Below are 25703 nucleotides of genomic sequence, written 5' to 3'. Positions count from 1 at the left end.
GGACGCGCTAGATGCCGAAGGCCTTCAGCCCGGCGTCGATCAGCACCTCGAAGGGATTGCGCCCGCCCTGGCCGGCGCGGGCGCTGCGCGGCACTTCCTCGTACAGGAAGCGGGCGCCCGCTCCGGCGAAGCTGTCCTGCAACAGGGGCTGCCTGCCCATCAGGTAGGGCAGGAAGGGATCGGCGCGCACGGTGGTGTAGCGGGCCTGGGCGCTGAAGCCCAGGGTCGCATCCTGGCTGATCCTGCGGCCGGCGCCGGCGCCCTCCAGGCGCACGCCGCGGCACCCTTTCACCACCAGTGTCGCCGGCCCCTCGAAGCTCAGGTAGCGCAGCTGCAGGGTGAGCCAGGCATGCAGGGTGCCCAGGCGCCAGTGGCTGCGGATGGCGGGCCGCCGGCCGAGCGGGTGGACCATCCCCACCAGGCCGCGCGGCTGCAGTACGAAGGATTCTCCGGGGCCCAGTTCCAGCAGCGCGACTTCGTCCAGCGGGTCGCCGGTGGGCGACACCACCACCTCGGCCGCCGTCACGGCGCGCAGGCGCTTGAGCATCCACAGCCTGGCGGCAAGGCTGCTCAGCGGCCGGCGCCAGTCGAACAGCACGCGGGTGGCGACGGCAACGCCTGCCGGCTGGCTCTGGCAATAATCCGGACGGATCAGCAGTTCCTCGCCCGGCGCCAGCCGCACCCGTTGCGCGACGGCGGAAATGCGCTGGGAAGTGAGCAGGGAAGCGGGCAGGGACGTCGGTAAATCCGGACGGTCGGCGCCGATCACGATCGGCGGCCTGCGCGCCGCCAGCGGCGCCAGCACGAAGTAGAACAGGGCGCGGATGGCGCCTGGGACCAGCCACCAGGCCACCAGCACCAGCAGCGCCGGCAGCAGCAGCGGCTGCAGCACCTGCCAGGCGCGCCAGGCGGCGCTGGTGCCGGCCAGTTGCTCCACTTGCTGGAGACGTTCGCGCAGCGGCGCGGCGGCGGCCCCCAGGGCTTGCTGGTCGGGGCGGAATGCGCCGAGTGCCTCGACCGAAGGCAGCCCGCTGACCAGGGCGCGCTGCGCCACGAAGGCGCGGTGCGCCGCCTCGTTGCGGGCCCGTAGCCGGCGCTCCAGCGCCTCCAGCGCCTGCAATTCGCGGTAAGACGCGGTGAAGAACAGCTTGCCCCATGGCCCGGCGGCCGCTGCGGCGCGGGCGCGCCGCTGCATCGTGTCCCGCAGCGCGGCGTAGACAGTGATGTGTTCCTGGTGCAGCCGTTCCAGGGTGGCCAGCGCCGCCCGCCGGTTGGCGACGGCGTCCACGCGTGCGCGCAGGGCCAGCAGGTAGGCCTTCTGCTGGCGTCGCAGTTCGATGTCCAGCGCGCGCTGGGCCGACTGGGCCAGCCGCTGCGCCAGCGCATCGCGGCCCGCGAGCGCGGCCTCCAGCACCGGTGCGGCCTGCTGCGCGCGCTGCAGCTGCGCGATCTCGCCGTCGAGGGTGGCGATCCGCTGGTCGAGCTGCCTGATGCCGGCGCCCGACAGGCGGCGCATCTCTTCTTCCGCCGTGCGCGCCAGCACGGTGCGGCGCGCGTCGAAGCCGGCCTGGGCCTGGCGCAGTGCCGGCAGTTCGCCGACGATGTGCTGGATGTCGGCCCACTCGCCGCGCAGCCAGCGCCCGGACGCGAGCACCAGCACGATGGCCGCGAACACCAGCAGGTTGCGGCCGAAGCCGCGCAGCAGGATCGCCAGCAGCTGGGCCATGGGCTGCTTACCCCGCCAGCGGCAGCGCCAGTTGCAGCAGCAGGCCGCCGCCTTCGCGGTTGCTCACCGTGAGTTCGGCGTTGTGGCGCGTGAGCACGCGCTCGACGATGGCCAGGCCCAGGCCGGCGCCGTTGGCCTGGCCGCGCGCGCTGTCCAGGCGCGTGAAGGGTTTCAGCAGCTGGTCGATCTGGTCTTGCGGCACGCCCACGCCGTGGTCGCAGATCTCGATCACGGCCCGGCGCCCGTGGCCGGTCGCCTTGACCCGCAGCACGATCGCGATCTCGGTATAGTCCTGGCCCGGCGTCTTGCCGTACTTGCGGGCGTTCTCGATGATGTTGTTGATCACGCGCCGCAGGTCGGTGGCGTTGCCCATCACGTGCACGCCCGGCATCAGGTCGACCTGCACCCGCAGGTCGCGGATGCGTCCTGCTTCGCGCCCGACATCGGACAGCATCTCGGACAGGTTCACCCCCACGAAGGTGGCGGCGTCGGTCGGCTTGGCGTAGTCCAGGAACTGGCCGATGATCGCATCCATCTGGTTGATGTCCGACTGCATGCCTTCGCGGGCATCCTGCGGCAGGTTGGCCATCTCGACCTCGAGCTGCATGCGCGCCAGCGGGGTGCGCAGGTCATGCGAGATGCCGGCCAGGATCACCGCACGGTCCTTCTCGACCTGGGCCAGGTCTTCGACCATCTGGTTGAAGCTGCGGTTGGCCTCGATGATCTCCTGCGAACCCTTCTCGGGCAACGGGCTTGGGCGCTCGCCCTTGGCGATGGCGCGCGCCGCCGCCGTCAGCCGCGCCAGCGGCCGGTTGACCAGCGAGGAGATGAAGGCCGCGCCGATCAGGGACAGCAGGCCCACCAGCGTGGCCCAGCCGATCCACTGCACCCGCGTCAGGCCGGCCAGGCGCTCGCGCTCGAGCATCAGCCAGTATTCGTCGCCGTCGATGTTGAAGCTGATGTAGAAGCCCGGCACGCCATTGACGCCGCTGGAAAAGCGGGTCTGCTTGCCCAGGCGCTCGCGCACGAGGGCCGCGATCTCTGGCATCAGCGGATTGTTGGGCGGCGGTTCGACCAGGTCGTCGTCGTTCAGCGTGAGGATGCGAATGCCTTCGTTCGACACCAGCTCGAGCAGCAGCTCGCGCCGCAGGTCGGGCGCCGAATGGGTGAGGGCGGCCCGGGTGAGGGTGACCACCGACACCACCAGCTCGGCGGTCTGCTGCACCTGCGGGCCGCGCTGGAACACGCTGATCATGCCGATCCACGAACCGATCGAGACGGCGGTAAGCGCCGACATCAACAGAAAGGTGCGCCAGAACAGGCCGCTCCGGTACCAGGCGAAGCGGGCGGCGCGCCGCGCCGCCGAGAATGGGGCAAACACTAGCGCGGCTGTCCTTCAGGGATGAACACATAGCCCAGGCCCCAGACGGTCTGGATGTACAGCGGGCTGGAAGGATCCGGCTCGATCAGCTTGCGCAGGCGCGAGATCTGCACGTCCAGCGAGCGGTCGAACACCTCGTATTCGCGACCCCGGGCCAGTTCCATCAGCTTCTCGCGCGACAGCGGCTGGCGCGCATGGCGCGCGAACACCTTCAGCACCGAGAATTCGCCGGTCGTCAGGGGCACGGTCTCGCCGTTCTTCTTGAGCGTGCGCGTGCCCAGGTCGAGCACGAAGTCGCCGAACTCGAAGGTCTGCGGGGTCTCGCTGGGCGCGCCCGGGATCTCGTCCGGACCCTTGCGGCGCAGGACCGCGCCGATGCGGGCCACCAGCTCGCGCGGGTTGAAGGGCTTGGGCAGGTAGTCGTCGGCGCCCATCTCGAGGCCGACGATGCGGTCCACGTCCTCGCCCTTGGCGGTCAACATGATGATCGGGGTCTGGTCGCCGGCGCCGCGCAGGCGGCGGCAGATCGACAGCCCATCTTCGCCGGGCAGCATCAGATCGAGCACCAGGAGGTCGTAGCGTTCGCGCAGCCACAGCTTGTTCATGGCCGGGGCGCTTTCCGCAGTCACCACCTGGAAGCCCTGCTCGGTGAGATAGCGGCGCAGGAGGTCGCGCAGGCGGACGTCGTCGTCCACCACCATGATCTTGGCGGAGTGGCCGCCCTGGTTGCCGGGGGCGCCGTTGGCCGGGGTCGACCCCGTATTATTCGTCGATGCGTTCATATGGAATCCAGAATTGTCAGAAGCATGTCGCTATGGTAACGTCTTATGGCTTGGACACCTCGCCCATATGGCTCAGCCATTACATTGTGTTACAAACTTTACCCAATCAGGCTTACTCCTCGGACGGTATGCACATACACTGGCGGCAAGTGGAAGTCACAGCTTATCTGTTTATATGGCATCGCGGAAGAGGAACACCATGAACAACGTGTCTACGAAAACCCAGGCAGAAGTTGCAGCTGCAAGCGGCGGCCGGCTGGCACGCCTCGCCCGGTGCGGCGTGGTCGCTTGCGTCCTCGCCGTGACTGCCGCCGGCGCCATGGCGGGCGGACAGGATCGTGGTCCGCGCCGTGAAGAAATCCCGCAGCAGCAGATGCGCGAGCGTTTCGACGCCCGCCAGCAGGATCCGCGCTACGACCAGCGCGCCTACGAAATGCAGATGCGCGAGGAGGCCCGCCGCCAGCAGGAGCAGGCCATGCGCGAGCAGGCGATGCGCGAGGAAGGCAACCGCCGCGGCGGCCGCATGACGCCGGACGAGCGCCGCGACCTGCGCCGCCAGATCAACGAAGCCGGCATGGACCTGTACCCGAACGCGCGCCGCCGCTGACGCAGCGGCTGGTTCGCTCCATCCAAACGGCGCCTGCGGGCGCCGTTGTCGTTGGCGCCGTCAGTGTCGACCGATCAGTGGCTTGTCCTCGTGTATAGAGTTTCTTGACGGATATCTTGTTGCCATATGTTTATTTACCCTAGGTAACATGCTATCGTTACGCACACCTACCAGAAGGGGAGCGTGTGCCGTGCCCAATTCCACCGTATCCAGCGCTCCGTCCGCCGAAGCCTGCATCCTCAGACAGGCGGACGGCGTCTATTGCGACGCCGCCGCGCTCGGCCCCACGCTGCTGGCGGCGGTCGAGAGCGTCCTGCTGCGCAATCACTATTTCGCCGGCCTCGATTATCCCGTCCTGATCAAGGCCCTGTTCGGCCATGGTCCCGAGCTGCCGCGCTCGACGTCCATGCGGGGCGGCGGCGCCGTGCTGCGCCTGGCCGACGATATCCTGCCGTTCGACCCGCGCCGGCGCGCGCTCTACCGCGCCGTCAAGATCGCGGACGGCCAGGCCGAGTATTACTTCGAGCCGGTGTTCCTGGTCGACGCCGACGGCGTGGAGCAGCCGACCCGGCTCGACATCGACGAATTCATCGCCGACATGTGGATGAAGGGCATCCGCTTCGGGATCGATCTCGCGGCGGTGGCAGGCGCCATCGGATCGGTCGCCGCCGGCCGGGTGACGGTGGCGCGCCGCCTGCCGCCGCGCCCGGGGCAGGACGCGCGCGTGGTCGAAGTGTCGAGCGAACTGCACCGCAGCGACGCCCCGCGCCAACTGGCCAACGGCAAGCTCGACCTGATGAGCTTCCAGAACCGCTTCCCGCAGGTCCAGCGCGGCAAGCGCCTGCTGCAGAAACTGCCGCGCACGCATGGCGAAGCGGGCTTCGAACTGCAGGGCATCGCGCTGGCGCCGGAGTTGCCGGCCGACCTCGACCTGGCCGAATGGAGCGGGCCCGGCACCACTGTCGACCGCATCGCGGAGGGCGAGTTCGTGGTGGCGCTGCAGGACGGCTTCCTCAACGTCGAGGGCAACCGGCTCTCGGTGGGCGACAAGATCGTCAGCCACGACGGCGTCAGCGCCCGCACCACCGGCAACCTGCAGCTGGAAGGCGACTACGAGGAATTCGGCGAGATCCAGGAAAACCGGGTGGTCGAAGGCGAGAGCATCACGGTGCATGCCGACGTCTTCGGCAACGTGGTCTCGCGCGGCGGAACGGTGCGCCTGAACCGCAACCTGATGGGCGGCAGCGCGCGCAACGCGGACGGTCCGATCGTCGTCGCCGGCGTGGCCTCAAGCGCCGCCATCCACAGCGCCAACGGCGAAGTCAGCCTGCAGCGCGCCGAGAACTGCAGCATCTCGGGCAGCAAGGTCACGGTGGTGGAGGCGCTCAACTGCGAAATCGTGGCCGACGTGGTGGAAGCGGGCCAGGCCGAGGGCTGCACCATCGCCGCCAAGCGGATTACCATCGAGCGCGCCGCGCCGCGCGGACACAGCGAGATGCGGGTCTTCGTGCTGCGCCCCGACTGCGGCCGCATCGACCAGGCGCTGGCGCTGATCCGCGAGCGGGTCGGCCAGTTCGGCGAGATGGCGCAGGCGCGGCGCGGCGCGATGGGAGCGGTCAGCGCCCAGCCGGAAGTGGCCAGCTACGTCAGGCTGGCCGGACGCGTGCGCAAGGGCGAGCTGGTGCTCACGCCCGAGCAGCAGCCGGCGTTCAGGAAGCTGGCCGCGGGCGCCGCGCCGGCGCTCAAGCAGATGGCCGCGCTGTCGCAGGAGATCAAGGATATCGAGGCCGAGCAGCAGGCCGGCATGGCCCTGCTGGCGAAACTGGAGGTGCAGCGCGCCCAGCCCGCCGATGCCGCCGGCGTCGCCATCGCGCAGGTGGCCGGCGAGGTCACGGTGCGCGCCCTGGACGTCGAGCCCGATGCCGCACCGGGCGCCGAGGGCGAGGGCGCAGGCGCGCGCACGCTGCAGGCGCGCGAGATGCGGGTGCGCGAGATCCGGACGCGCCTGCGCGACGCCAGCGGCGCCGAGTTGCTGTTTGCGGGAAGCAGCGGCAGCTTCAGGTGGAGTACTGCGCCGCCCCCCGCGGCGCTGGCGTCCTGAGCCCGGCAGGGGGTATCAATCGCACTGGCAGCGGGTGCTCGCCGGCCTGATCCCGGTGACCTGGTGAAAGGTGTTCTTCCAGCCGTCCGATTGGCGTACCCAGACGTGCACGTAGCGCCCGCGGAAGGGCCGGGCCTTGGCGCCGGACTGCAGCGATGTGAAGTTGCCGGTGACCAGGGCCGCGCCGCCGCCGAGCTCCTGCACCTCGGCCGATTCGACCTGGTAACTCCGGTAATGGAAATCGTCGCGCTCGAGTGCCGACAGCAGCTCGGTCTTGCTGCGCACGCGCCCGCGGCTGTCGACGTGGAGGTACTGGCGGTCCATCAGGTGGCGCAGGGCGGCGACATCGCGCTTGCGGATGGCGTTCGCGCGCTGGCGCTCGAGTCCGGCCAGCAGGCCCCGCAGGTCGACTTCGCCGGCGGCAAGCGCCCGTTCGCTCTGGAAGCCGATTGCATGGGCCGGGCAGGCCAGCAGCAGAAGGGCGGCGCACAGGGCGGCGATGCAGGTCGTCGGTTTCATGGAATTCCCTCAGGAAAGCGGACACATGCGTAAGGCATTCATCATACTACCGCCCGGGCCTAGGCCCGTGCGACATGAATCTTTTGCTTGATGTGCTTGAGGTTGGCGACGATGGTGAAGGTCATGATTACCAGTAGCGACCACGAGCTCCATTTGCTCACGTGGACCACCGACCAGGCCCCCAGCTGGTTCGGGTAGCGCCACACGCCCCAGAAGGTGCCGATGTTCTCGGCCAGCCAGATGAAGAAGCCGATCAGCACGAACGAGAGCAGCAGCGGCATCTTGCGGTCGCGGTCCAGCGGGCGGAACACCACGGTGGTGCGCGAGTACAGGCCGAGCGCGCAGGCCGCCAAGTACCAGCGGTAGTCGCCGATGTAATGGTGGGTGAAGAAGTTCAGGTAGATCAGGATCGCGATCGTCCAGGCCATCCAGTGCGGCGGATGGTGGCGGATGCGCAGGTCGAACAGGCGCCAGGCCTGCACGATGTAGCTGCCGATCGCGGCGTACATGAAGCCCGAGAACAGTGGCACGCCGATTACCTTGGTATAGGCGAAGTCGGGGTAGGCCCAGGACTGGATCGCGCCCGACACCTTGAAGGCCTCGAGCGCGAAGCCGATTGCGTGGAACAGGCAGATCGCCTTCAGTTCGTCGATCGTCTCGAGGCCGGAGCGCACCATCCACAGCTGGATGGCCAGCGCCACCAGCAGCAGCAGGTCGTAGCGCGGCAGGCCGAACACGCCGGCGCGCGGGGTAAGCATCATGGCGGCAAAGAACAGGCCCACGAACAGGCAGGCGCGCGCATTCTTGAAACCGAAGTACAGGAATTCGGCGCCGCCGCGGCGCCAGCCCCCGAGCCGGCGTGGCCGGGTGTCGAGCAGGACGTTGTCGAGCGCGAGGGTAATGGGGGCGGAGCCGGGTGTCTTGTTCATTCTTGTCGGGTTGGGCAGTTTTCCGAGGCAGTCCGCCGATCTTGTCACAGAAGAGGTGGGAGGGCAATGCGGAAGCGGCCGGCCAAGCCAACCGGCGCGGCGCCTGCCGTACAATGAACGCATGATTCTCCACCATCCAAAGATCGACGACGACGGCGCCAGCGTGGCCTTGCATTCCCCCACCCAGGCGAGCTCCATGGACAGCTGGCTCGACCCGGGCCGCATCGCCACGGTGGTGCCGCACGGGCCGGCGCCTGCTTCCCTGAACGGCATCGCCTGCGCCATCTGGCGCGACGCGCCGCAAGACGATGCCGGCTGGGCGCTGGTGGCGCAACGGGACGTGGCCCAGGTCGACGACTTCCCCGAGCCGCCCTTCGTGCCGGCGCCGGGCAAGCGCGTGGCGGCGGGCGTGGTCATCCTGGAAGGCGACGGGCGGGTCTGGGTGGTGCATCCCTCGAACGCCTTCGGCGGCTACCCGGCCACCTTCCCCAAGGGGACGCTCGACCCGGGCGTGCCCCTGCGCGCCACGGCGGTGCGCGAAGCCTTCGAGGAGAGCGGCCTGCGCGTGGTCCTGACCGGCTTCCTGGCCGACCTGACCCGCAGCCGCAGCCGGACACGCTACTACCTGGGCCGGCGCGTGGGCGGCTGCCCGTCCGACATGGGTTGGGAGAGCCAGGCGGTCTCGCTGGTGCCGCGCGCGCAACTGACCGACGTGCTGGTCAATCCGAACGACGCGCCGCTGGTGGCCATGTTGCTTGGCGGCGAGGACGCCCAGAAACCGGGACAAGAACGCCAGCGCGCATCCAGCGCAGGTCGCTAGTTGACTGCAGTCAACAATTTCGAACGATCAAGCATTTAGCATAGGTGGTGCCGACGAAAGGAACCGCCATGCCAACCCAGATCCTCGCCGCATCCCAGCAATTCCTCGGTTTTACCCTGGGCGGGCTCGAATACGGGCTCGACTATGCCGCCGTGCAGGAATTGAAAGTTTTCCGGTCGCTCGAGCGCTTTTCCAATGACGGCGAGATCATCGGCGGCGTGGCGCTCTCGCGCGGGGTGATCATGCCGGTGATGGACCTGCGGGCCGCGTTCGCCAGCAGCTTTTCGCTGCCCGAGCCGGACACCGACGTGGTGATCGTGCGGGTGCAGGCCGGCATGGTGGGGGTCGTGGTGGAGCGCGTCACCGGCGTGGTGCGCCTGCGCCCGGAACAGGTGGCGCCGCTGCCGGGCGCCCGGCGCGATGCCGATTACCTGATCGGTCTGGGCCTGGCGCGCGGACGCCGCATGATCCTGATCGATATCGAGCGCCTGATGGCGGTGGCGCCGGCCGAACCGCGTCAGGTGGCCTGAGCAGGCCTCAGGCAGCCAGGCCTTCGAGCTGCTCCTGCAGCTCCAGCCATTCGGATTCGAGCTGCTCCAGATCGCGCGAGGCAAAGGCCTGGTCGGCCACCAGGGTCTTGAGCTTGTCCTTGTTCTCGGCCTCGTAGACGGCCGGGTCGAGCAGCTGGGCGTCGATTTCGGCCTTCTTCGCGTTCAGCTTGGCCATCTGCTCTTCCAGGCGCTTGACGCGGTTCTCGAGCGGCTTGCGCACCGCGGCCAGGCGCTGGCGTTCTTCGGCTTCCTGGCGCTTCTGTTCCTTGCGGTCGACCGGCGCCAGGGCGGGGCTCGCGGCAGGCGCGCCGGGCTTCGACGGCGCCGCCGTCGGCAGGGTAGCGGTGCCCTTGCCGAGCTTGGTCTGGAACAGCCATTCCTTGTAGTCGTCCAGGTCGCCATCGAAAGGCTGCAGTTTGCCGTCGGCGACGATGATGAATTCGTCGGTGGTGGCGCGCAGCAGGTGGCGGTCGTGCGAGACCAGCACCACGGTGCCCTCGAACTGCGCCAGCGCCATGGTCAGCGCCTCGCGCGTTTCCAGGTCGAGGTGGTTGGTCGGTTCGTCCAGCAGCAGCAAGTTGGGCCGCTGCCACACGATCAGGGCCAGCGCCAGGCGCGCCTTTTCGCCGCCGGAGAAGGGCGCGATCGGGCTGGTCACCATGTCGCCCGGGAAGTTGAAGCTGCCGAGGAAGTTACGCAGCTCCTGTTCGCGCACGGTCGGCGCGATCTTCGCCAAATGCCACAGGGGCGACTCGTCGTGGCGCAGCATCTCGACCTGGTGCTGGGCAAAATAGCCGATCGACAGGCCCTTGCCCAGGGTCGCCTTGCCCTCCAGGGGCATCAATTCACCGGCCACGGTCTTGATCAGGGTCGACTTGCCGGCGCCGTTCACGCCCAAGAGGCCAATGCGCTGGCCGATCTGCAGCGAGAAGTTCACGCGCTTGACGATGGCTTTGCCGCCGACCTTGTCGCCATGCTCGTCGAGCAGCGGATAGCCGGCATCGACGTTGTCCAGCACCAGCAGCGGGTTGGGCGCGGACAGTGGCTCGCGGAACTCGAAGGAGAATTCGGCGGCGGCGCGCAGCGGCGCCAGTTCTTCCATCTTGGCCAGCGCCTTCATGCGGCTCTGGGCCTGGCGCGCCTTGGTGGCCTTGGCCTTGAAGCGGTCCACGAAGGACTGCAGGTGGGCGCGGGTGCGCTGCTGCTTTTCGAAGGCCGCCGCGGCCAGCACCAGGTGGGCGGCGCGCTGGCGCTCGAAGGCGGAATAGTTGCCCGAGTAGCGCGTCAGGCTGCGCTGGTCGATGTGCACGACCACGTTGACGATCTCGTCAAGGAAATCGCGGTCGTGCGAGATGATGATCAGGGTGCCCGGATAGCGTTTCAGCCAGTCTTCCAGCCAGATGATCGCGTCCAGGTCCAAGTGGTTGGTCGGCTCGTCCAGCAGCAGCAGGTCGGAAGGGCACATCAGGGCCTGCGCCAGGTTCAGGCGCATGCGCCAGCCGCCCGAGAAGCTGGCCACCGGCTGCTGCATCTGCTCGAGCGAGAAGCCCAGGCCCAGCAGCAGCTGCTCGCCGCGCGACTGCACCGTGTAGGCGTCGGCGTCAAGCAGCAGGCTGTGGAGTTCGCCCAGGCGCATGCCGTGGTCGTGCGCGTCCGGATGCGCTTCCAGCTCGGCCAGTTCGGCCTGCAGGCGGCGCAGGTTGACGTCGCCGTCGATCGCGTAGTCCAGCGCCGGGCGGTCCAGCGCCGGGGTCTCCTGCGCCACGTAGGCCATGCGCCACTTGGCCGGGAAATCGATCGCTCCCTGGTCAGGATGCAGCTCGCCGCGCAGCATGGCGAACAGGCTCGATTTGCCGGCGCCGTTGGCGCCGATCAGGCCGATCTTGTCGCCCGGGTTGAGGGTAAGGTCGGCGCCCTCAAGCAGCGGCTTGGTGCCGCGCATGAGGCTGACGTTCTGGAAGCGGATCATTGCAAGTTTCTAGTTTTACGTAGGGTGGGCGGTCTCCCGCCCACGCGTTCAACTCTCGCATGCGCTGTGGTGACGCATCTGCTGGTTGGACGCGTGGGCGGCAAAGCCGCCCACCCTACGAACATCGTTAAAGCAAACGTAAATTATTGCGATTGCAGCTGTTCGGCCGTCAGCAGGAACACCGCATCGTCGCCGGCGCTGGTGCTCAGCCAGGTCAGGCCCAGGTGCCCGAAGGCCGCTTCGGCGTAGTCGCGCTCGTTGCCGATCTCGACCACCAGGATGCCTTCCGGCGTCAGGCGCTCGGCCGCGCCTTCGACGATCTTGCGCACCAGGTCCATGCCGTCCTCGCCGCCTGCCAGGGCGATCTGCGGCTCGCGCAGGTATTCCGGCGGCAGCTTGCCCATCGAGACGCTGTTCACGTAGGGCGGGTTGGTGACGATCAGGTCGTACTTCTTGAACGGGACGTTGGTGTACAGGTCCGATTCGATCGGGTTGACCCGGCCTTCCAGCTTGTACTCGCGGATGTTGTGCTCGGCCACGGCCAGCGCATCCTTCGAGATGTCGACCGCGTCGACCACGGCGTTCGGGAAAGCGTCGGCCATCATGATCGCCAGGCAGCCGCTGCCGGTGCACAGTTCCAGCACGTTTTCCACATTTTCCGGATCCTGCACCCAGGGGCTGAAGGTCTGGGGAATCAGTTCGGCGATGAAGGAGCGCGGCACCAGCACGCGCTCGTCCACGTAGAAGTGGTACTCGCCCAGCCAGGCTTCGCGGGTGATGTAGGCTGCCGGCACGCGCTCGGTGACGCGGCGCTCGATCACTTCCATCACCTGGATCACTTCCTCGGGCAGCAGCTTCGCATCCAGGAAGGGATCGAGGCGGTCCAGCGGCAGCTTGAGGGTGTGCAGGATCAGGTAGGCCGCTTCGTCGAAGGCCTCGGCGCTGCCGTGGCCGAAGAACAGGCGGGCAGAGTTGAAGCGGGTGATCGCATAGCGCAGCAGATCGCGCGGCGTGCTGAAAGTGGTGTTGGTCATGGCCTTCTCCCGAGGTATTGTTGTTACTGCGCCAGCAGCTGTTCCAGCGTGCGGCGGTAGATGTTCTTGAGGGGATCGATGTAGCGCAGCTCGATGTGTTCGTCGATCTTGTGGATGCTGGCGTTCGGAGGCCCGAATTCTATCACCTGCGGGCAGATGCGGGCGATGAAGCGCCCGTCGGAGGTGCCGCCGGTGGTCGACAGCTCGGTCTGCACGCCCAGTTCGTCGAAGATCGCGTTGCACAGCGTGTCCGAGAGCAGGCCTTTCGGCGTCAGGAAGGGCTGGCCGGACAGGGTCCACTGCAGCTCGTAGTCCAGGCCGTGGCGGTCGAGGATGGCATGCACGCGCGCTTCCAGGCCGTCGGCGGTGCTGGCCGTGGAGAAGCGGAAGTTGAAGTCCAGGCTTACGCTGCCCGGGATCACGTTGTTGGCGCCGGTGCCGGCCTGGATGTTGGAAATCTGCCAGCTGGTCGGCGCATAGTATTCGTTGCCTTCGTCCCAGCTTTCCGCCGCCAGTTCCGCCAGCGCCGGCGCGGCCTGGTGGATCGGGTTGCGCGCCAGGTGCGGGTAGGCGATGTGGCCCTGGATGCCCTTGATCACCAGGTGGCCCGAGAGCGAGCCGCGGCGGCCGTTCTTGATGGTGTCGCCTAGCACGTGCACCGAGGTCGGTTCGCCCACCAGGCAGTAATCCAGGGTCTCGCCGCGTTCTTCCAGTTTTTCGCAGACGACCACGGTGCCGTCGACCGCCGGGCCTTCCTCGTCGCTGGTGATGAGGAAGGCGATCGAGCCCTTGTGCTCCGGATGCGCGGCGATGAATTCTTCGCAAGCCACCACCATGGCCGCGATCGAGGTCTTCATGTCCGAGGCGCCGCGGCCATACAGCTTGCCGTCGCGCCGGGTCGGCACGAAGGGCGCCGACTGCCATTGATGTTCGGGGCCGGACGGCACCACGTCGGTATGGCCGGCGAACACGAACACCGGCGAGGTCGTTCCCTTGCGCGCCCACAGGTTGGTGACGCCGTTCGATTCGATGGTCTCGCAGTGGAAACCGAGCGGCGCCAGCAGCGCGATCAGGCGCTGCTGGCAGCCCTTGTCGTGCGGCGTGACCGAATCGAGGGCGATCAGTTCTTCGGTGAGAAGTTGGGTGCGCGAGGGTTTCATGCGGCTGCCTTGAACTTGGCCTCGTACATGTCGGCCGAGAAGCCGACCGAGACGGGGCCGACGCCGGCAAGCACCGGGCGCTTGATGACGGACGGGTTTTCCAGCATCAGCTCCAGTGCGCTGGCCTTGTCGACGATCTGCGCCTTGCGCTCGTCGTCTAGGTTCCGCCAGGTCGTGCCCTTGCGGTTGACCAGGGTTTCCCAGTCGAGCTGTTCGAGCCAGCCGGCCACCAGTTCGCGCGTCAAGCCTTGCTTCTTGAAGTCGTGGAAGGTGAAGTCGTGGCCCTTGTCCGCCAGCCAGGTGCGGGCTTTCTTGACGGTGTCGCAGTTGGGGATGCCGTAGAGGGTAATGGTCATGGTAGAGGCGTCGATGCATGCGCTCGGCTGGGCGAGCGATACTTGAAATTTGGAAACGCGCGAGGATAGCACAAGCGCCTTACCCGGAGATTGTACACAGATGGAGAGGGGAGGATGCTACGGCAGGGCGCCCGGCCCCTGCTAGTTGAGCGTGAACTCGGTAAAGGAAGGGCCTTGCCCTTCCGGCCCTTTTCCAGCGCCCGGCTTGTCCTGCTCTTCCTGCACCTGGCTGTCCGGCCCGTTGTTGAGCAGCCAGAGCAGGTTGGTGGCCGAGTCGGCATTCGCCAGCGCTTCTTCCTGGCTCACCAGGCCGTCCTTCACCAGCTTGAGCAGGGCGGTCTCGAACGATTGCGAGCCCGGCGACAGGCTCTTGTCCATCGCGTCCTTGATCTGGCCGATCTCGCCTTTTTCGATCAGGTCGGCGATGTAGCGGGTGTTGAGCATGACCTCGACCGCGGCCTGGCGCTGGCCGCCGGCGCTGGATTTGACCAGGCGCTGCGAGACGATCGCCTTGACGCTCGACGCCAGGTCCTGCAGCAGGGCGGCGCGGTTCTCGATCGGGTAGAAGCTGATGATGCGGTTCAGCGCGTTGTAGCTGTTATTGGCGTGCAGGGTGGCCAGCACCAGGTGGCCCGACTGGGCGTAGGCCAGCGCCGCCGCCATGGTTTCCTTGTCGCGGATTTCGCCGATCAGGATGCAGTCGGGCGCCTGGCGCATCGAGTTGCGCAGGGCGGTGCCGAAGCTGGTGGCGTCGCTGCCGATCTCGCGCTGGTTGACGATCGACTTCTTGTTCTTGAACAGGTATTCGATCGGGTCTTCCAGCGTCAGGATATGGCCGGTGCGCTGTTCGTTGCGGTGGTCCAGCATCGAGGCGATGGTGGTCGACTTGCCGGAACCCGTGGCGCCCACGATCAGCAGCAGGCCGCGCTTTTCCATGATCAGTTCGGACAAGACCGGCGGCAGGCCCAGTTCGCCGAGCGGCGGGATATTCGCGGGCACGAAGCGGAACACCGCCGAGATCGAGCCGCGCTGGCGGAAGGCCGACAGGCGGAAGCGCCCCAGGTTGGGGACCGACACGCCCATGTTCAGTTCGTTCTCGCGCTCGAGCTCCTGCATCTGCTCGGGCGTGGCGATCTCGGACAGCAGCGAGACGATATTGTCGGGTTCGAGACGATGCTGGTTGATCGGGATGAGGTTCCCGTTGATCTTGATGTGCACCGGCGAGTTCACGGCGAAGAACATGTCGGATGCGTTCTTCTCCTTCATCAGCTGGAACAGGCGGTCCATGGCCATGGCATCGTCTCCTAATTTAGTGGTGCTCCAATGCTGCTTGACCGCGTGGGCGGCGAAGCCGCCCACCCTACGAGAACCGGCTCGCCGTTGTAGGGTGGGCGGGTCATCCCGCCCACGCGGTCAGCAGGCGCATCAGTCGCCGCGCAGCAGCTCGTTGATGCCGGTCTTGGCGCGGGTCTGGGCGTCCACGCGCTTGACGATCACGGCGCAGTACAGGCTGTACTTGCCGTCCGCGGACGGCAGGCTGCCCGACACCACCACCGAGCCCGACGGCACGCGGCCGTAGCTGATCTCGCCGGTTTCGCGGTTGTAGATCTTGGTCGACTGGCCGATGTAGACGCCCATCGAGATCACCGAGTTCTCTTCGACGATCACGCCTTCGACGATCTCCGAGCGGGCGCCGATGAAGCAGTTATCTTCGATGATGGTCGGGTTGGCCTGCATCGGCTCGAGCACGCCGCCGATGCCGACGCCGCCCGACAGGTGCACGTTCTTGCCGATCTGGGCGCAGGAGCCGACGGTGGCCCAGGTGTCGACCATCGCGCCTTCGTCGACGTAGGCGCCGATGTTGACGTAGGACGGCATCAGCACCACGTTCTTGCCGATGAAGCTGCCGCGGCGGGCCACCGCCGGCGGCACCACGCGGAAGCCACCCTTGGCGAAATCTTCCGGGGTGTAGTCGGCGAACTTGGTCGGAACCTTGTCGTAGAACTGCGGGCTTCCGCCGAGGGTGCCGCCGCCGCCCATTACCACGTTGTTCTCGAGGCGGAAGGACAGCAGGACCGCCTTCTTGATCCACTGGTTCACGACCCAGCTGCCGCTGTCTTTCTGGGCCACGCGCAGGGTGCCGGCATCCAGGCCCGCGAGCACGTGGGCGACCGCGTCGCGCACCTCAGGGCTGGCGCTGGCTGGGCTGATCTCCGCGCGCTGTTCCCACGCGGTGTCGATGATGTTCTGGAGTTGTTGGGTCATGATGATTCGTTGGTTGGGTTGTTCGGTGGTGCTGCCGGCTTACAGTCCCTTGCAGAACTCGACGATGCGGTTGGCGGCTTCGAGTCCTTCGTCGACACTGGCGACCAGTGCCATGCGGATGCGGTGGCGGCCCGGGTTGAGGCCGTGCGCTTCGCGTGCAAGATAACTACCCGGCAAAACCGTCACATTATATTCGGCGTACAGGCGGCGTGCGAACTCGGTGTCCGACAGGCCGGTCCGGCGCACGTCGGCCCACAGGTAGAAGCCGGCGTCGGGCAGTTCGACGTCCATCACTTCCTTCAGCAGCGGCGTGATGAGCTGGAATTTTTCGCGGTACAGCGCGCGGTTTTCCTGCACGTGCTGCTCGTCGTTCCAGGCCGCGATCGAGGCCGCCTGCACCGGCGGCGACATTGCGCCGCCGCAGTAGGTACGGTAGAGCAGGAATTTCTTCAGCAGTTGCGGGTCGCCCGCCACGAAGCCCGAGCGCATCCCCGGCACGTTCGAGCGCTTCGACAGGCTCGAGAACACGACCAGGTTCTTGTACGGGCGGTCGCCGCTGCTGCGGCCCAGCTGGTGCGCCGCTTCCAGCGCGCCCAGCGGCGGCATCGCGCCGAAGTAGATCTCGGAATAGCATTCGTCTGCCGCGACCACGAAGCCGTGGCGCTCGGACAGCGCGAACAGCTGCTGCCAGTCCTCGAGCGTGAGCACGGCCCCGGTCGGGTTGCCCGGCGAGCAGACGTAGAGCAGCTGCACACGCGACCAGACCTCATCGGGCACGCTGCCGAAGTCCGGCGCGAAGTTGCGGCCGGGTTCGGAATTCACATAATACGGCGTAGCGCCGCTCAGGTAGGCCGCGCCTTCGTAGATCTGGTAGAAGGGGTTGGGGCTCATCACCAGCGCACCGCTCCTGCTACCGTCGACGGTGCACTGGGCAAAAGCGAACAGCGCCTCGCGCGAGCCGTTCACTGGCAGCACCATGGTGGCCGGGTCGACCGCCGGGATGCCGTAGCGGCGCTCCAGCCAGCCCGCGATCGCCACCCGCAGCGGCTCGCCGCCGTGGGTGCTGGGGTAGACGGCCAGGCCGCTCATCGCATGCAGCAGGGCTTTCTCGATGAAGGCGGGCGTCGGGTGCTTCGGCTCGCCGATGCCCAGGCTGATCGGGCTGTATTCCGGATTCGGGGTCACGCCGGAGAACAGCTGGCGCAGCTGTTCGAAGGGGTAGGGGTGGAGCTGGTCGAGATGTGGATTCACGTCGGTCACCGCGCATGAGCGGCCTGTTTACTTTGAATATTCAGCCAATTATAGCCCTTGCCCGCAGAAGCGATCGGGAGGCGCCCGGACAGTGCCGGGACCGGCTGGATGCTAGACTTCGCGCTGCCCACATTCGAAGGAGTTGCTCGAGAATGCGTTTTTCTTTCCGGAGCGTACTGCTACCCTTGTCCCTGGCATGGCTGCTGTTTGCAGTGATCCTGACGTCCACGGTGGCCTTCGCCGCCCCGCCCGAAGAGGCCGCCCAGGCCGCGGCCGCCGAGGCCGACCTGCTTGGCCGTGAAACGCCGCGTTCGACGGTTTCCGGGCTGATCCGGGCCCTGGCCGAACACGACTACGACCGCGCCGCGCAGTACTTCGACCTGCCGGCCAACAGCAGCCGTCAGCGCGCCACCGCGGCGGCCAGGGCGCGCGAGTTCCAGGCGCTGCTCGACAGTGGCGGATCGCTGGAACCCTATGCCGCCCTGTCGAACGTTGCGACCGGCAGGATCGGCGACGAGCTCCCGGTGAACCAGGAACGGGTCGGCGAAATCGTGGTCAAGGGCAGGACCATTCCGGTCCTGCTCAGCCGCGGCGAAGAGGACGGGCAGCAGATCTGGCGCATCTCGCGCGAGACCACGGGGGGCATTGCAGCGGCGACCGGTGGGTCTGGCGGACGGCCGCTCACGCAACGCGCGCAGTTCACCGTGGCCGGCGCGCCACTGGAAGACTGGGGCATGCTGGTCGGTCTGGGCATGCTGGTCTTCGTTGGCTTGTGGACGCTGGCGACGATCCTGGTCGCCATCATGCGCCGCTTCGTGGCCGATCCCGCCGCCAACGGCTTCTACCGCTTTTTCGAAGCGGCCCTGCCGCCGTTCAGCCTCCTGATTGCCGTGTTCGTGTTCTTCGAATGGGCCGAGCGCTTGCCGGTCGCTATCGTGGCGCGCCAGACCCTGCTGCGCTATACCGGCATCCTGCTGGTCATTGCCTTCGTCTGGTTCGGCCTGCGCCTGGTCAATGCCGTCGCCCAGCTGGCCATCACGCGCATGCAACGGCGCGGCCGGCGCCAGGTGGTGTCCGTCATCATCCTGCTACGCCGCACGGCCAAGGTGCTGCTGCTCCTGTTCTCGGGGATCGGCATCCTGGACACCTTCGGCATCGATGTCACCACCGGCATCGCGGCGCTCGGCATCGGCGGCATCGCACTGGCGCTGGGTGCGCAGAAGACCGTGGAGAACCTGGTCGGCAGCGTCACCGTGATCGCCGATCGCCCCGCGCAGGTGGGCGACTTCATCAAGGTCGGGGACGTGATCGGCACCGTGGAAGACATCGGGATCCGCTCGAGCCGCATCCGTACGCTGGGCCGCACCCTGGTGACCATCCCGAACGGCGACTTCTCGTCGCGCCAGATCGAGAACTTCGCCGCGCGCGACCGCTTCCTGTTCAATCCGGTCATTGCGCTGGACTACCGCACGCCGGCCGCGCGGCTCGAGGAAGCCGTCGGCATTGTCAGGCAGGTGGTGCTCGGGCACGAGAACATCGCCGAGGGGGCGCGTGCGAACCTGGGTGCGATCGGCGCACGCTCATTCGATGTCGAGGTGTTCTCGTATATCGACGTCCCCGAATTCGAGGTCAGCGTCGTCGTGCGCGAAGCCCTGCTGCTGGCGATTGTTTGCCGCCTGGAGGAAGCGGGCTTCAGCCTGGCCTTCCCGGCCCAGACCATCGCACTCGCACCCGACCAGCTCGAGGTCTTGAAACCCGGACCGGCCTCCTAGTGCATCGGCTGCAGTGAGCCACGCCGAAATGGGCCTGGCCCTGGGAACGGCGGGTGCGGCAGCGTGTACGACCGGCGCTTGCCGGCGCGTTCAGGCCAGGGCTTCCCTGGCCGCTTCTTCGGGCGTCAGCCCGTCGTAGAACTGGTCCATGAACCACTCGACCTGTTCTTCGATATGGTCCTGTGCCTGCCTGACGGTCGCGCCGCCCTTCACAAGGAAACCTTCCACCTCGACACACCACTGGATGAACGCCAGGGTTTCTTCGTCGAGTTCTTCTTTCTTCGCCATACCATTCCTTGATGAGTGCATTTGAAACACCGACGTCGCCGGCGTGGTCTGATTTTACAGCAGCCCTCGGCCTCGGTCGCCGTACAGCTTTCCGGGCGCTGTCCTGAATCCGGCATCCGGCAGGAACCCGTCCGAAATAGTCAGGATCGCGTGCAGGTTGTTGCGCAGCTTGTCCAGTTCGATGTCGCCCGGCTCGAGCGCGGTCTGGAGCAGGTGGATCGCCATGTCGGCCAGCAGCAGGCGCCGCTTCTCGCGCCAGTCTTCCGGATCGTTTTTGCTTGCGGGATGCTGACGGTAGCTTTCTTCGACGACGGCATGGATGTCCCAACCCATGCGCACCAGCTCATGTCGCTTATTGCTGTCCATGTCGACTCCTGAAGTAGGTTTCGCGCCAGGCGCCCGGATTGACGCCCGACCACTCGCGGAAAGCGTGGGTCAATGCGCTCTGCTCCTGGTAGCCCAGCAGGAAGGCGATGTCCACCAGGCCCAGCTCGCGCTGGCGCAGGTAGTCCTGGGCCAGTTCGTAGCGCACGCCGTCGAGCACGTGCTGGAAGCTGCTGCCGGCATCGGCCAGCTTGCGCTGCAGGGTACGCGGCGACATGCCGAGCTGCTCCGCCACCGCCGGCAGGCGCGCCGCGCCGTGCGGGAGTGCGCGGATCAGGGCCGCGCGCAGCTGCGCCGCCAGGCCCGCGCCCTGGGCGCCGCGCTCGTTCAGCAGCCGTTCGGCATGCCGGCGCAGCACCGGATAAAGGCTTGGATCGGCATTCGGCACCGGCGCCGCGAGCAGGGCGGCGTCGAAGCGCGCCGTGTTGGCGGGCGCGCCAAACTGCGCTTGCACGCCGAGCACGCGCAGGTATTCGCCGGCCGGCGCATCGCTGCGGTGGGCGAAGGCGATCGCGCGCGGAGCGAGCGGCCGTCCGGCCAGCCAGCTGCCGAAGACGCGGATGCCGGCAAACACGCTTTCCACCAGGTGGCGCGAGGCGCCGGGATAGTGGCTGGTCCAGCCATACAGGGCGTCCACCCCCTCCAGCGCCAGATGCGAGCGGCCCAGGTCGTGGGCAAGCTGCTCGTAGCGCAGCGTATGTTCCAGCGCCTGGCCGAAGTCGCGGCAGGCCATCAGCACCAGGCCGTAGACCGAGTAGGTGCCGGGCCGGACCCGTTCGCCGACGTGCAGGCCGAAATGCAGGTCTTCGCTCAGGTGCGCACCTGCGTCCAGTAGAGCCAGGTAGTCGCGGGCGCCCAGGGAGTCGGCAGTGAGCAGTGCAGGCGGCAGGCCCGCCGCCCGCGCCAGCCGGTCGGCATCGATGCCCTGCGCCGCGGCGGCTTCGAGCACCGGCTGCAGATAGGCGCCGGTCACCCGGCCGCCATCCGTGCCGGCTGACGCAATGGAGCAAGACTGTGGCATGAAAGCGCAAGACGGTTGGAGTAGAGGGGCCTATTCTGGCTTAATTGGCAATTGCTGTACATAAAAAGGAACGAGCATGCGGCGATGGAATGGCTGGGGAGACGATTCGATCGAGACGGAGCTGGCACCGGAGGCACGGGCCTTCCTGCGCGAACGGCTGGGGCAGGGCAGTACCCCGAACGACGCCAGCTTCGATGCGGCCTGCGCGCAGCTGGCGCCGGGCCGCCTGCCGCCGCACCCGCTGGTCGACGCCAGCCCGCAGGCCAGGTTGCGGCACGCATTGGGCCAGAGCCTGCCCGACTGGCTGCGCCTGCGCCATGGCCGCGTCGGGGCGGCGCCGGACGGCGTCGGCTATCCGGAATCCGCGGAACAGGTGCGCGAGCTGCTGGCGTTTGCAGCAAGCACCGGCGCCGACGTGATTCCCTACGGCGGCGGCACCAGCGTGGCCGGCCACCTCGGCATCATTGAGGCTTCCCGCCCGGTGCTCAGCATCGACATGGGACGCATGCGCGCGCTGGTCTCGCTCGACCGCGAAGCCCAGCTGGCCACTTTTTGCGCCGGCGTGGCCGGGCCCGACCTCGAAGCCCAGTTGCGCGCGCACGGCTACACCCTTGGCCACTTCCCGCAGTCCTTCGAATACTCGACCCTGGGCGGCTGGGTGGTGACGCGCTCCTCCGGCCAGCAGTCGCTGCGCTACGGACGCATCGAGGGACTGTTCGCCGGTGGCCGGGTCGAGACACCCAGGGGCACGCTCGAGATACCGACCTTTCCGGCATCCAGCGCCGGCATCGACCTGCGCGAAATGGTGCTCGGTTCCGAAGGACGGCTCGGCATCCTGACCCATGCCACGGTGCGCATCAGCCGCCTGCCGCAACACGAAGCCTTTCATGCGGTGTTCTTCCCGGGCTGGGAGCAGGCCGTGGCGGCGGTGCGCGAACTGGCGCAGGCGCGCCTGCCGCTGTCGATGCTGCGCCTGTCGAACGCGGTGGAAACCACCACCATGCTGACCCTGGCCGGCCACGCCAGGCTGGTGCGCCTGCTGGAGGGCTGGCTGTCGCTGCGCGGCTGCAGGGAAGGCAAGTGCATGCTGATGATCGGGGTGAGCGGCGCGAAGGCGCAGACGCTGCCGGCGCTGCGCGCGGCGCTCGCGCTGGCACGCGGCCATGGCGGCGTGCACGTGGGGCGCGTCCTGGGCGAACGCTGGCGCCGCAACCGCTTCCGCAGCGTCTACCTGCGCAATGCGGCCTGGGCGCAGGGTTATGCGATCGACACCGTGGAAACCGCGGTCGACTGGCCGCACGTGAGCAGCGCGATGGACGGCATTGAGCGCGCCGCCGCCGAGGCGTTGCAGCCTTGGGGCGAGCGGATGCACGCCTATACCCACCTGTCGCACCTCTACCCGCAAGGCGCGAGCGTGTACTCGACCTTCGTGTTCAGGCTGGCCGGCAGTTTCGAGGCCGACCTGGCGCGCTGGCGCCAGTTGAAGACGCGCGTGTCCGAGGCGATCGTGGCGGCGGGAGGCACCATCAGCCACCAGCACGGGGTCGGCGCCGACCACGCGCCCTGGCTGGGCATCGAGAAGGGCGAGTTGGGGCTGGGGGCGATGACGGCGCTGTTCCGCCATTTCGACCCGGACGGGCGCATGAATCCGGGCAAGCTGGTCGCATCATGAAGCACGACGACCTCGACATCCTGGTGATCGGCGGCGGCATCACGGGCGCCGGCATCCTGCTGGAAGCCGCGCGGCGTGGCCTGAAGGCGCTGCTGGTCGAGCAGCGCGACTTCGCCTGGGGCACCTCGAGCCGCTCGTCCAAGCTGGTGCACGGCGGCCTGCGCTACCTGGCGGAGGGGCGGCTGCGCCTGACCCGCGAATCGGTGCGCGAGCGCGAAGCCCTGCTGCGCGATGCGCCCGGCCTGGTCGAAGCGCAGGGTTTCGCCTTCCCGGATTACGGCAACAGCGCGCGCAAGCGGCGCAGTTTTCTCGCCGGCCTGGCGCTCTACGATGCCATGGCCGGGCGCCGTGAGGCCCACTGGCTCGATGCCGAGGCTTTCCGGATGCTGGCGCCGAACATCCGCCACCAAGGACTGACGGGCGGCATCCGCTACCTGGATGCCAAGACCGACGACGCACGCCTGGTGCTGCGCGTGCTGGACGAGGCGCGCAGCATCGGCGCCGAAGCGCGCAACTACGTGGCGGTTGAACACCTGCTGCGCGAGGGCGGCAGGGTGAGCGGCGCGCTGCTGCGCGACGCCCGCAGCGGCGCCGCCGGCGAGGTGTCGGCCAGGGTGGTCGTGAATGCCACCGGGGCGTGGGCCGGCGGCATTGCCGGGCAGGGTGGAGCGCCGCGCCTGCGTCCGCTGCGCGGCAGCCACCTGGTGCTGCAGGCCTGGCGCCTGCCGCTGGCGCAGGCGGTCAGCCTGATGCATCCGGTCGATGGCCGGCCGGTATTCGCCTTTCCCTGGGAGGGCGTGACCCTGGTGGGCACCACCGACGTCGACCACGGCGAAGGCCTTGCCGTGGAGGCGAAGGTCACGCGCGCCGAGTTCGACTACCTGATGGCGGCGCTGCGCGCCCAGTTCCCGCAGCTGCAGCTGCAGGACGGCGACGTACTCGCCACCTATGCCGGGGTGCGCCCGGTGCTCGACAGCGGCACCCGCGGGGATCCCTCGAGGGAGACGCGCGAGCACCTGGTCTGGGACGAGCCGGGCCTGGTGGCGGTCACCGGCGGCAAGCTGACCACCTTCCGCGCGATCGCCCTCGACACCTTGCGCATTGTGGCGCGCCAATTGCCCGGCTGGCAGGCCGACCTTGCCCCAGGGCCGGTGTTCGCGCCGCTGGCCCTGCCACGCGGGCCGCGCGGCCTGCCGCATGGCGTGCTGCAGCGCCTGGCCGGGCGCCACGGGCGCCATGCGCAAGCCCTCCTCGATGCCGCGCAGGACGGCGAACTGGAGACCATCCCCGGGACCCTGACGCCCTGGGCCGAACTGCGCTGGGCCGCGCGCAGCGAAGCCGTGCTCCGGCTGGAAGACCTGCTGCTGCGCCGTACCCGCCTCGGCATCCAATTGCGCGCCGGCGGACAGACGCTGCTGCCGCGCATCCGCGCCATCTGCCAGCCGGAGCTGGGCTGGAGCGATGCGCGCTGGGAGGCCGAGCAGGCCGCCTATCTCGGCTTGTGGCAGGCCCACTACAGCCTGCCGTGTACCGGAACGGAACACCTCCATGCATGACCCGCTGATCCTCGCCATCGACAACGGCACCCAGAGCGTGCGCGCCATCCTGTTCGACCTGCAGGGCGAGATCGTCGCCAAGTCCCAGGTGCCGCTGCAGGATTACCGCAGCGAACACCCCGGCTGGGCCGAGTACGGTCCGGAAGGCTTCTGGCAGGCGCTGTGCCAGGCCTGCCGGACGCTCTGGACGCTGCCCGGCGCGGACCGCGCCCGTATCGCCGGCGTGGCGGTGACCACCCAGCGCGGCACCGTCATCAACCTCGACCGCGAGGGCAAGCCGCTGCGCCCGGCCATCACCTGGCTCGACCAGCGCCGTACCGAGACCGTACCGCCCATCGGCCCGCTCTGGCGCGCGGCCTTCAAGCTGGCGCGGGTCGATGGCACCATCGACTGCTTCCGCGGCGAAGCCGAGATCAACTGGATCCGCGCGCACCAGCCCGAGGTCTGGCGGGGGACCCACAAGTTCCTGCTGCTGTCGGGCTACCTGAACTGGCGCCTGTGCGGGCGCTTCGCCGATTCGTCCGGCTCGCAGGTGGCCTACCTGCCTTTCGACTACCGCCGCCGCAGGTGGGCCGGACGGCGCGACTGGAAATGGCAGGCGCTGGCGGTAGAGCCGCACATGCTGCCCGAGCTGCAGGAGCCGGGCACGCAGCTGGGCGAGATCAGTGCGCAGGCGGCGCGCGACACCGGCATTCCGCAAGGCCTGCCGCTGCTGGCAGCGGCCGCCGACAAGGCCTGCGAGGTGATCGGGGCCGGTTGCGATGCGCCGCATATCGGTTGCCTGAGCTACGGCACCACCGCCACCATCAACACCACCACCAGCCGCTACGTCGAGGTGACGCCCTTCGTGCCGCCCTATCCGGCGGCGCTTCCCGGCGCCTACAGCCTTGAGGTCCAGGTGTTTCGCGGCTACTGGATGGTCAACTGGTTCAAGGAGCAGTTCGGTCACCACGAGCAATCGCGCGCCTTGCTGGAAGACGTGGCGCCCGAGCGCCTGTTCGACGAACTGGCCAGCACCGTGCCGCCCGGTTCGATGGGCCTGATGCTGCAGCCCTACTGGACCCCGGGCATCCGGGTGCCGGGGCGCGAAGCCAAGGGCGCCATCATCGGCTTCGGCGACGTGCACACGCGCGCTCACGTGTACCGCGCCATCCTGGAAGGGCTGGCCTATGCGCTGCGCGAGGGGAAGGAGCGCATCGAGCGGCGCTCGGGCTCGCGTATCACCGAGCTGCGGGTGTCGGGCGGCGGCTCGCAGAGCGACGTGGCGATGCAGCTCACCGCCGACATCTTCGGCCTGCCGACCGCGCGCCCGCACGTGTACGAGACCTCGGGGCTGGGTGCCGCGATCGACGCCGTCGTGGGGCTGGGCCTGTACCCGGACTTTCCCACGGCGATCGGTGCCATGACACGGGTGGGCAGGGTGTTCGAGCCGGTTCCCGGCAACCAGGCGGTCTACGAGCGCCTGTACCGCGAGGTCTACCTGAAGATGTACCGCCGGCTGCAGCCGATGTACCGCGACATCGCGCGCATTACCGGGTATCCGCAGCGGGTCTGAGGGA

At 68.0% G+C, this 25703-nt stretch carries 23 protein-coding genes; 8 read left to right on the top strand and 15 right to left on the bottom strand.

The features are described 5' to 3' along the window. Positions 1 to 7: 7 nt before the first annotated feature. Genes AB3347_RS15360 through ompR form a run of 3 tightly spaced genes read right to left on the bottom strand, consistent with a single transcriptional unit; the run spans position 8 to position 3808 of the window. Positions 8 to 1726 (bottom strand): hypothetical protein, encoded by a 1719-nt coding sequence (locus AB3347_RS15360; protein WP_369092672.1) that lies wholly within the window; start codon positions 1724 to 1726, stop codon positions 8 to 10. Between the two features lie 7 nt (positions 1727 to 1733). Next, positions 1734 to 3107, bottom strand: a complete 1374-nt coding sequence (locus tag AB3347_RS15355) for an ATP-binding protein (RefSeq protein WP_369092671.1) — start codon at positions 3105 to 3107, stop codon at positions 1734 to 1736. Then, entirely contained in the window at positions 3107 to 3808 is a 702-nt protein-coding gene (gene ompR / locus AB3347_RS15350; protein WP_051306146.1) for a two-component system response regulator OmpR, read from the bottom strand. The genes AB3347_RS15355 and ompR overlap by 1 nt, the downstream gene beginning before the upstream one ends. 280 nt (positions 3809 to 4088) lie before the next feature. Here ompR and AB3347_RS15345 point away from each other — a divergent pair, with 280 nt between their 5' ends. Together AB3347_RS15345 and AB3347_RS15340 are read left to right on the top strand one after the other, a co-directional pair. Next, positions 4089 to 4496, top strand: coding sequence for a hypothetical protein (locus tag AB3347_RS15345; RefSeq protein WP_369092670.1), 408 nt, complete (start codon positions 4089 to 4091; stop codon positions 4494 to 4496). Positions 4497 to 4686: 190 nt separating this feature from the next. After that, positions 4687 to 6597 carry a flagellar assembly protein A gene (locus tag AB3347_RS15340; protein WP_369092669.1) on the top strand — a complete coding sequence of 637 codons (1911 nt, stop codon included), beginning with the start codon at positions 4687 to 4689 and terminating at the stop codon, positions 6595 to 6597. Positions 6598 to 6612: 15 nt separating this feature from the next. Here AB3347_RS15340 and AB3347_RS15335 read toward each other — a convergent pair whose 3' ends face one another. Both AB3347_RS15335 and AB3347_RS15330 read right to left on the bottom strand, forming a co-directional pair. Further along, on the bottom strand, positions 6613 to 7116 hold the full coding sequence (locus AB3347_RS15335) for a nuclear transport factor 2 family protein (RefSeq protein WP_369092668.1): 504 nt from the start codon (positions 7114 to 7116) through the stop codon (positions 6613 to 6615). Between the two features lie 59 nt (positions 7117 to 7175). Next, a complete protein-coding gene (locus AB3347_RS15330; protein WP_369092667.1) occupies positions 7176 to 8045 on the bottom strand; it encodes a DUF817 domain-containing protein in 870 nt (289 codons plus the stop codon). Positions 8046 to 8166: 121 nt separating this feature from the next. On the opposite strand from AB3347_RS15330, the gene AB3347_RS15325 reads away from it, so the two are divergent. Both AB3347_RS15325 and AB3347_RS15320 read left to right on the top strand, forming a co-directional pair. After that, positions 8167 to 8865 (top strand): NUDIX hydrolase, encoded by a 699-nt coding sequence (locus AB3347_RS15325; RefSeq protein ID WP_369092666.1) that lies wholly within the window; start codon positions 8167 to 8169, stop codon positions 8863 to 8865. Positions 8866 to 8933: 68 nt separating this feature from the next. Next, positions 8934 to 9395 carry a chemotaxis protein CheW gene (locus AB3347_RS15320; RefSeq protein ID WP_369092665.1) on the top strand — a complete coding sequence of 154 codons (462 nt, stop codon included), beginning with the start codon at positions 8934 to 8936 and terminating at the stop codon, positions 9393 to 9395. 7 nt (positions 9396 to 9402) lie between these two features. Here AB3347_RS15320 and AB3347_RS15315 read toward each other — a convergent pair whose 3' ends face one another. From AB3347_RS15315 to dapC, 7 genes are all read right to left on the bottom strand, one after another. Beyond that, positions 9403 to 11385 (bottom strand): ATP-binding cassette domain-containing protein, encoded by a 1983-nt coding sequence (locus AB3347_RS15315; protein ID WP_369092664.1) that lies wholly within the window; start codon positions 11383 to 11385, stop codon positions 9403 to 9405. Positions 11386 to 11528: 143 nt separating this feature from the next. Continuing rightward, a complete protein-coding gene (gene prmB, locus AB3347_RS15310) occupies positions 11529 to 12419 on the bottom strand; it encodes a 50S ribosomal protein L3 N(5)-glutamine methyltransferase (protein ID WP_369092663.1) in 891 nt (296 codons plus the stop codon). A 23-nt stretch (positions 12420 to 12442) separates the two neighbouring features. Continuing rightward, on the bottom strand, positions 12443 to 13579 hold the full coding sequence (dapE, locus tag AB3347_RS15305) for a succinyl-diaminopimelate desuccinylase (RefSeq protein WP_369092662.1): 1137 nt from the start codon (positions 13577 to 13579) through the stop codon (positions 12443 to 12445). Next, positions 13576 to 13935: an ArsC family reductase gene (locus AB3347_RS15300; protein WP_369092661.1), complete on the bottom strand. Its 360-nt coding sequence runs from the start codon at positions 13933 to 13935 to the stop codon at positions 13576 to 13578. The genes dapE and AB3347_RS15300 overlap by 4 nt, the downstream gene beginning before the upstream one ends. Positions 13936 to 14076: 141 nt before the next feature. Continuing rightward, the gene (locus tag AB3347_RS15295; protein ID WP_369092660.1) at positions 14077 to 15228 is read right to left on the bottom strand and encodes a PilT/PilU family type 4a pilus ATPase; all 1152 of its coding nucleotides are present in this window, start codon (positions 15226 to 15228) and stop codon (positions 14077 to 14079) included. Between the two features lie 132 nt (positions 15229 to 15360). Beyond that, on the bottom strand, positions 15361 to 16200 hold the full coding sequence (gene dapD / locus AB3347_RS15290; RefSeq protein WP_369092659.1) for a 2,3,4,5-tetrahydropyridine-2,6-dicarboxylate N-succinyltransferase: 840 nt from the start codon (positions 16198 to 16200) through the stop codon (positions 15361 to 15363). A gap of 39 nt (positions 16201 to 16239) precedes the next feature. Further along, a complete protein-coding gene (gene dapC / locus AB3347_RS15285; protein WP_369092658.1) occupies positions 16240 to 17451 on the bottom strand; it encodes a succinyldiaminopimelate transaminase in 1212 nt (403 codons plus the stop codon). A 185-nt stretch (positions 17452 to 17636) separates the two neighbouring features. On the opposite strand from dapC, the gene AB3347_RS15280 reads away from it, so the two are divergent. Further along, positions 17637 to 19223, top strand: coding sequence for a mechanosensitive ion channel family protein (locus tag AB3347_RS15280; protein ID WP_369092657.1), 1587 nt, complete (start codon positions 17637 to 17639; stop codon positions 19221 to 19223). A gap of 90 nt (positions 19224 to 19313) precedes the next feature. Here the strand turns inward: AB3347_RS15280 and AB3347_RS15275 are convergent, their stop codons facing one another. The 3 genes from AB3347_RS15275 to AB3347_RS15265 are packed head-to-tail and all read right to left on the bottom strand — an operon-like array spanning position 19314 to position 20916. Then, a complete protein-coding gene (locus AB3347_RS15275; protein ID WP_369092656.1) occupies positions 19314 to 19511 on the bottom strand; it encodes a hypothetical protein in 198 nt (65 codons plus the stop codon). Positions 19512 to 19565: 54 nt separating this feature from the next. Beyond that, entirely contained in the window at positions 19566 to 19877 is a 312-nt protein-coding gene (locus tag AB3347_RS15270; RefSeq protein ID WP_369092655.1) for a hypothetical protein, read from the bottom strand. Next, positions 19864 to 20916, bottom strand: coding sequence for an AraC family transcriptional regulator (locus AB3347_RS15265; protein WP_369092654.1), 1053 nt, complete (start codon positions 20914 to 20916; stop codon positions 19864 to 19866). Before AB3347_RS15265 ends, AB3347_RS15270 begins: the two co-directional genes overlap by 14 nt. 76 nt (positions 20917 to 20992) lie before the next feature. Here AB3347_RS15265 and AB3347_RS15260 point away from each other — a divergent pair, with 76 nt between their 5' ends. Genes AB3347_RS15260 through AB3347_RS15250 form a run of 3 tightly spaced genes read left to right on the top strand, consistent with a single transcriptional unit; the run spans position 20993 to position 25699 of the window. Next, entirely contained in the window at positions 20993 to 22588 is a 1596-nt protein-coding gene (locus AB3347_RS15260; RefSeq protein ID WP_369092653.1) for an FAD-binding oxidoreductase, read from the top strand. Further along, on the top strand, positions 22585 to 24144 hold the full coding sequence (locus AB3347_RS15255) for a glycerol-3-phosphate dehydrogenase/oxidase (protein ID WP_369092652.1): 1560 nt from the start codon (positions 22585 to 22587) through the stop codon (positions 24142 to 24144). The genes AB3347_RS15260 and AB3347_RS15255 overlap by 4 nt, the downstream gene beginning before the upstream one ends. Next, a complete protein-coding gene (locus AB3347_RS15250; RefSeq protein ID WP_369092651.1) occupies positions 24137 to 25699 on the top strand; it encodes an FGGY-family carbohydrate kinase in 1563 nt (520 codons plus the stop codon). The genes AB3347_RS15255 and AB3347_RS15250 overlap by 8 nt, the downstream gene beginning before the upstream one ends. Positions 25700 to 25703: the final 4 nt, after the last annotated feature.

This window comes from Massilia sp. X63 (genome assembly GCF_041023745.1).
GTDB lineage: Bacteria > Pseudomonadota > Gammaproteobacteria > Burkholderiales > Burkholderiaceae_D > Telluria.
The sequence above is the reverse complement of the archived record's forward strand: the minus strand, read 5'-3'. Positions and strand labels throughout refer to the sequence as shown.

Coding starts and splice junctions, on each gene's coding strand:
- AB3347_RS15360 (WP_369092672.1), bottom strand. CDS start 1,726: ATGGCCCAGCTGCTGGCGATCCTGCTGCGCGGCTTCGGCCGCAACCTG.
- ompR (WP_051306146.1), bottom strand. CDS start 3,808: ATGGTGGTGGACGACGACGTCCGCCTGCGCGACCTCCTGCGCCGCTAT.
- AB3347_RS15345 (WP_369092670.1), top strand. CDS start 4,089: ATGAACAACGTGTCTACGAAAACCCAGGCAGAAGTTGCAGCTGCAAGC.
- AB3347_RS15335 (WP_369092668.1), bottom strand. CDS start 7,116: ATGAAACCGACGACCTGCATCGCCGCCCTGTGCGCCGCCCTTCTGCTG.
- AB3347_RS15330 (WP_369092667.1), bottom strand. CDS start 8,045: ATGAACAAGACACCCGGCTCCGCCCCCATTACCCTCGCGCTCGACAAC.
- AB3347_RS15325 (WP_369092666.1), top strand. CDS start 8,167: ATGATTCTCCACCATCCAAAGATCGACGACGACGGCGCCAGCGTGGCC.
- AB3347_RS15320 (WP_369092665.1), top strand. CDS start 8,934: ATGCCAACCCAGATCCTCGCCGCATCCCAGCAATTCCTCGGTTTTACC.
- AB3347_RS15315 (WP_369092664.1), bottom strand. CDS start 11,385: ATGATCCGCTTCCAGAACGTCAGCCTCATGCGCGGCACCAAGCCGCTG.
- prmB (WP_369092663.1), bottom strand. CDS start 12,419: ATGACCAACACCACTTTCAGCACGCCGCGCGATCTGCTGCGCTATGCG.
- dapE (WP_369092662.1), bottom strand. CDS start 13,579: ATGAAACCCTCGCGCACCCAACTTCTCACCGAAGAACTGATCGCCCTC.
- AB3347_RS15300 (WP_369092661.1), bottom strand. CDS start 13,935: ATGACCATTACCCTCTACGGCATCCCCAACTGCGACACCGTCAAGAAA.
- AB3347_RS15295 (WP_369092660.1), bottom strand. CDS start 15,228: ATGGCCATGGACCGCCTGTTCCAGCTGATGAAGGAGAAGAACGCATCC.
- dapD (WP_369092659.1), bottom strand. CDS start 16,200: ATGACCCAACAACTCCAGAACATCATCGACACCGCGTGGGAACAGCGC.
- AB3347_RS15275 (WP_369092656.1), bottom strand. CDS start 19,511: ATGGCGAAGAAAGAAGAACTCGACGAAGAAACCCTGGCGTTCATCCAG.
- AB3347_RS15270 (WP_369092655.1), bottom strand. CDS start 19,877: ATGGACAGCAATAAGCGACATGAGCTGGTGCGCATGGGTTGGGACATC.
- AB3347_RS15265 (WP_369092654.1), bottom strand. CDS start 20,916: ATGCCACAGTCTTGCTCCATTGCGTCAGCCGGCACGGATGGCGGCCGG.
- AB3347_RS15260 (WP_369092653.1), top strand. CDS start 20,993: ATGCGGCGATGGAATGGCTGGGGAGACGATTCGATCGAGACGGAGCTG.
- AB3347_RS15255 (WP_369092652.1), top strand. CDS start 22,585: ATGAAGCACGACGACCTCGACATCCTGGTGATCGGCGGCGGCATCACG.
- AB3347_RS15250 (WP_369092651.1), top strand. CDS start 24,137: ATGCATGACCCGCTGATCCTCGCCATCGACAACGGCACCCAGAGCGTG.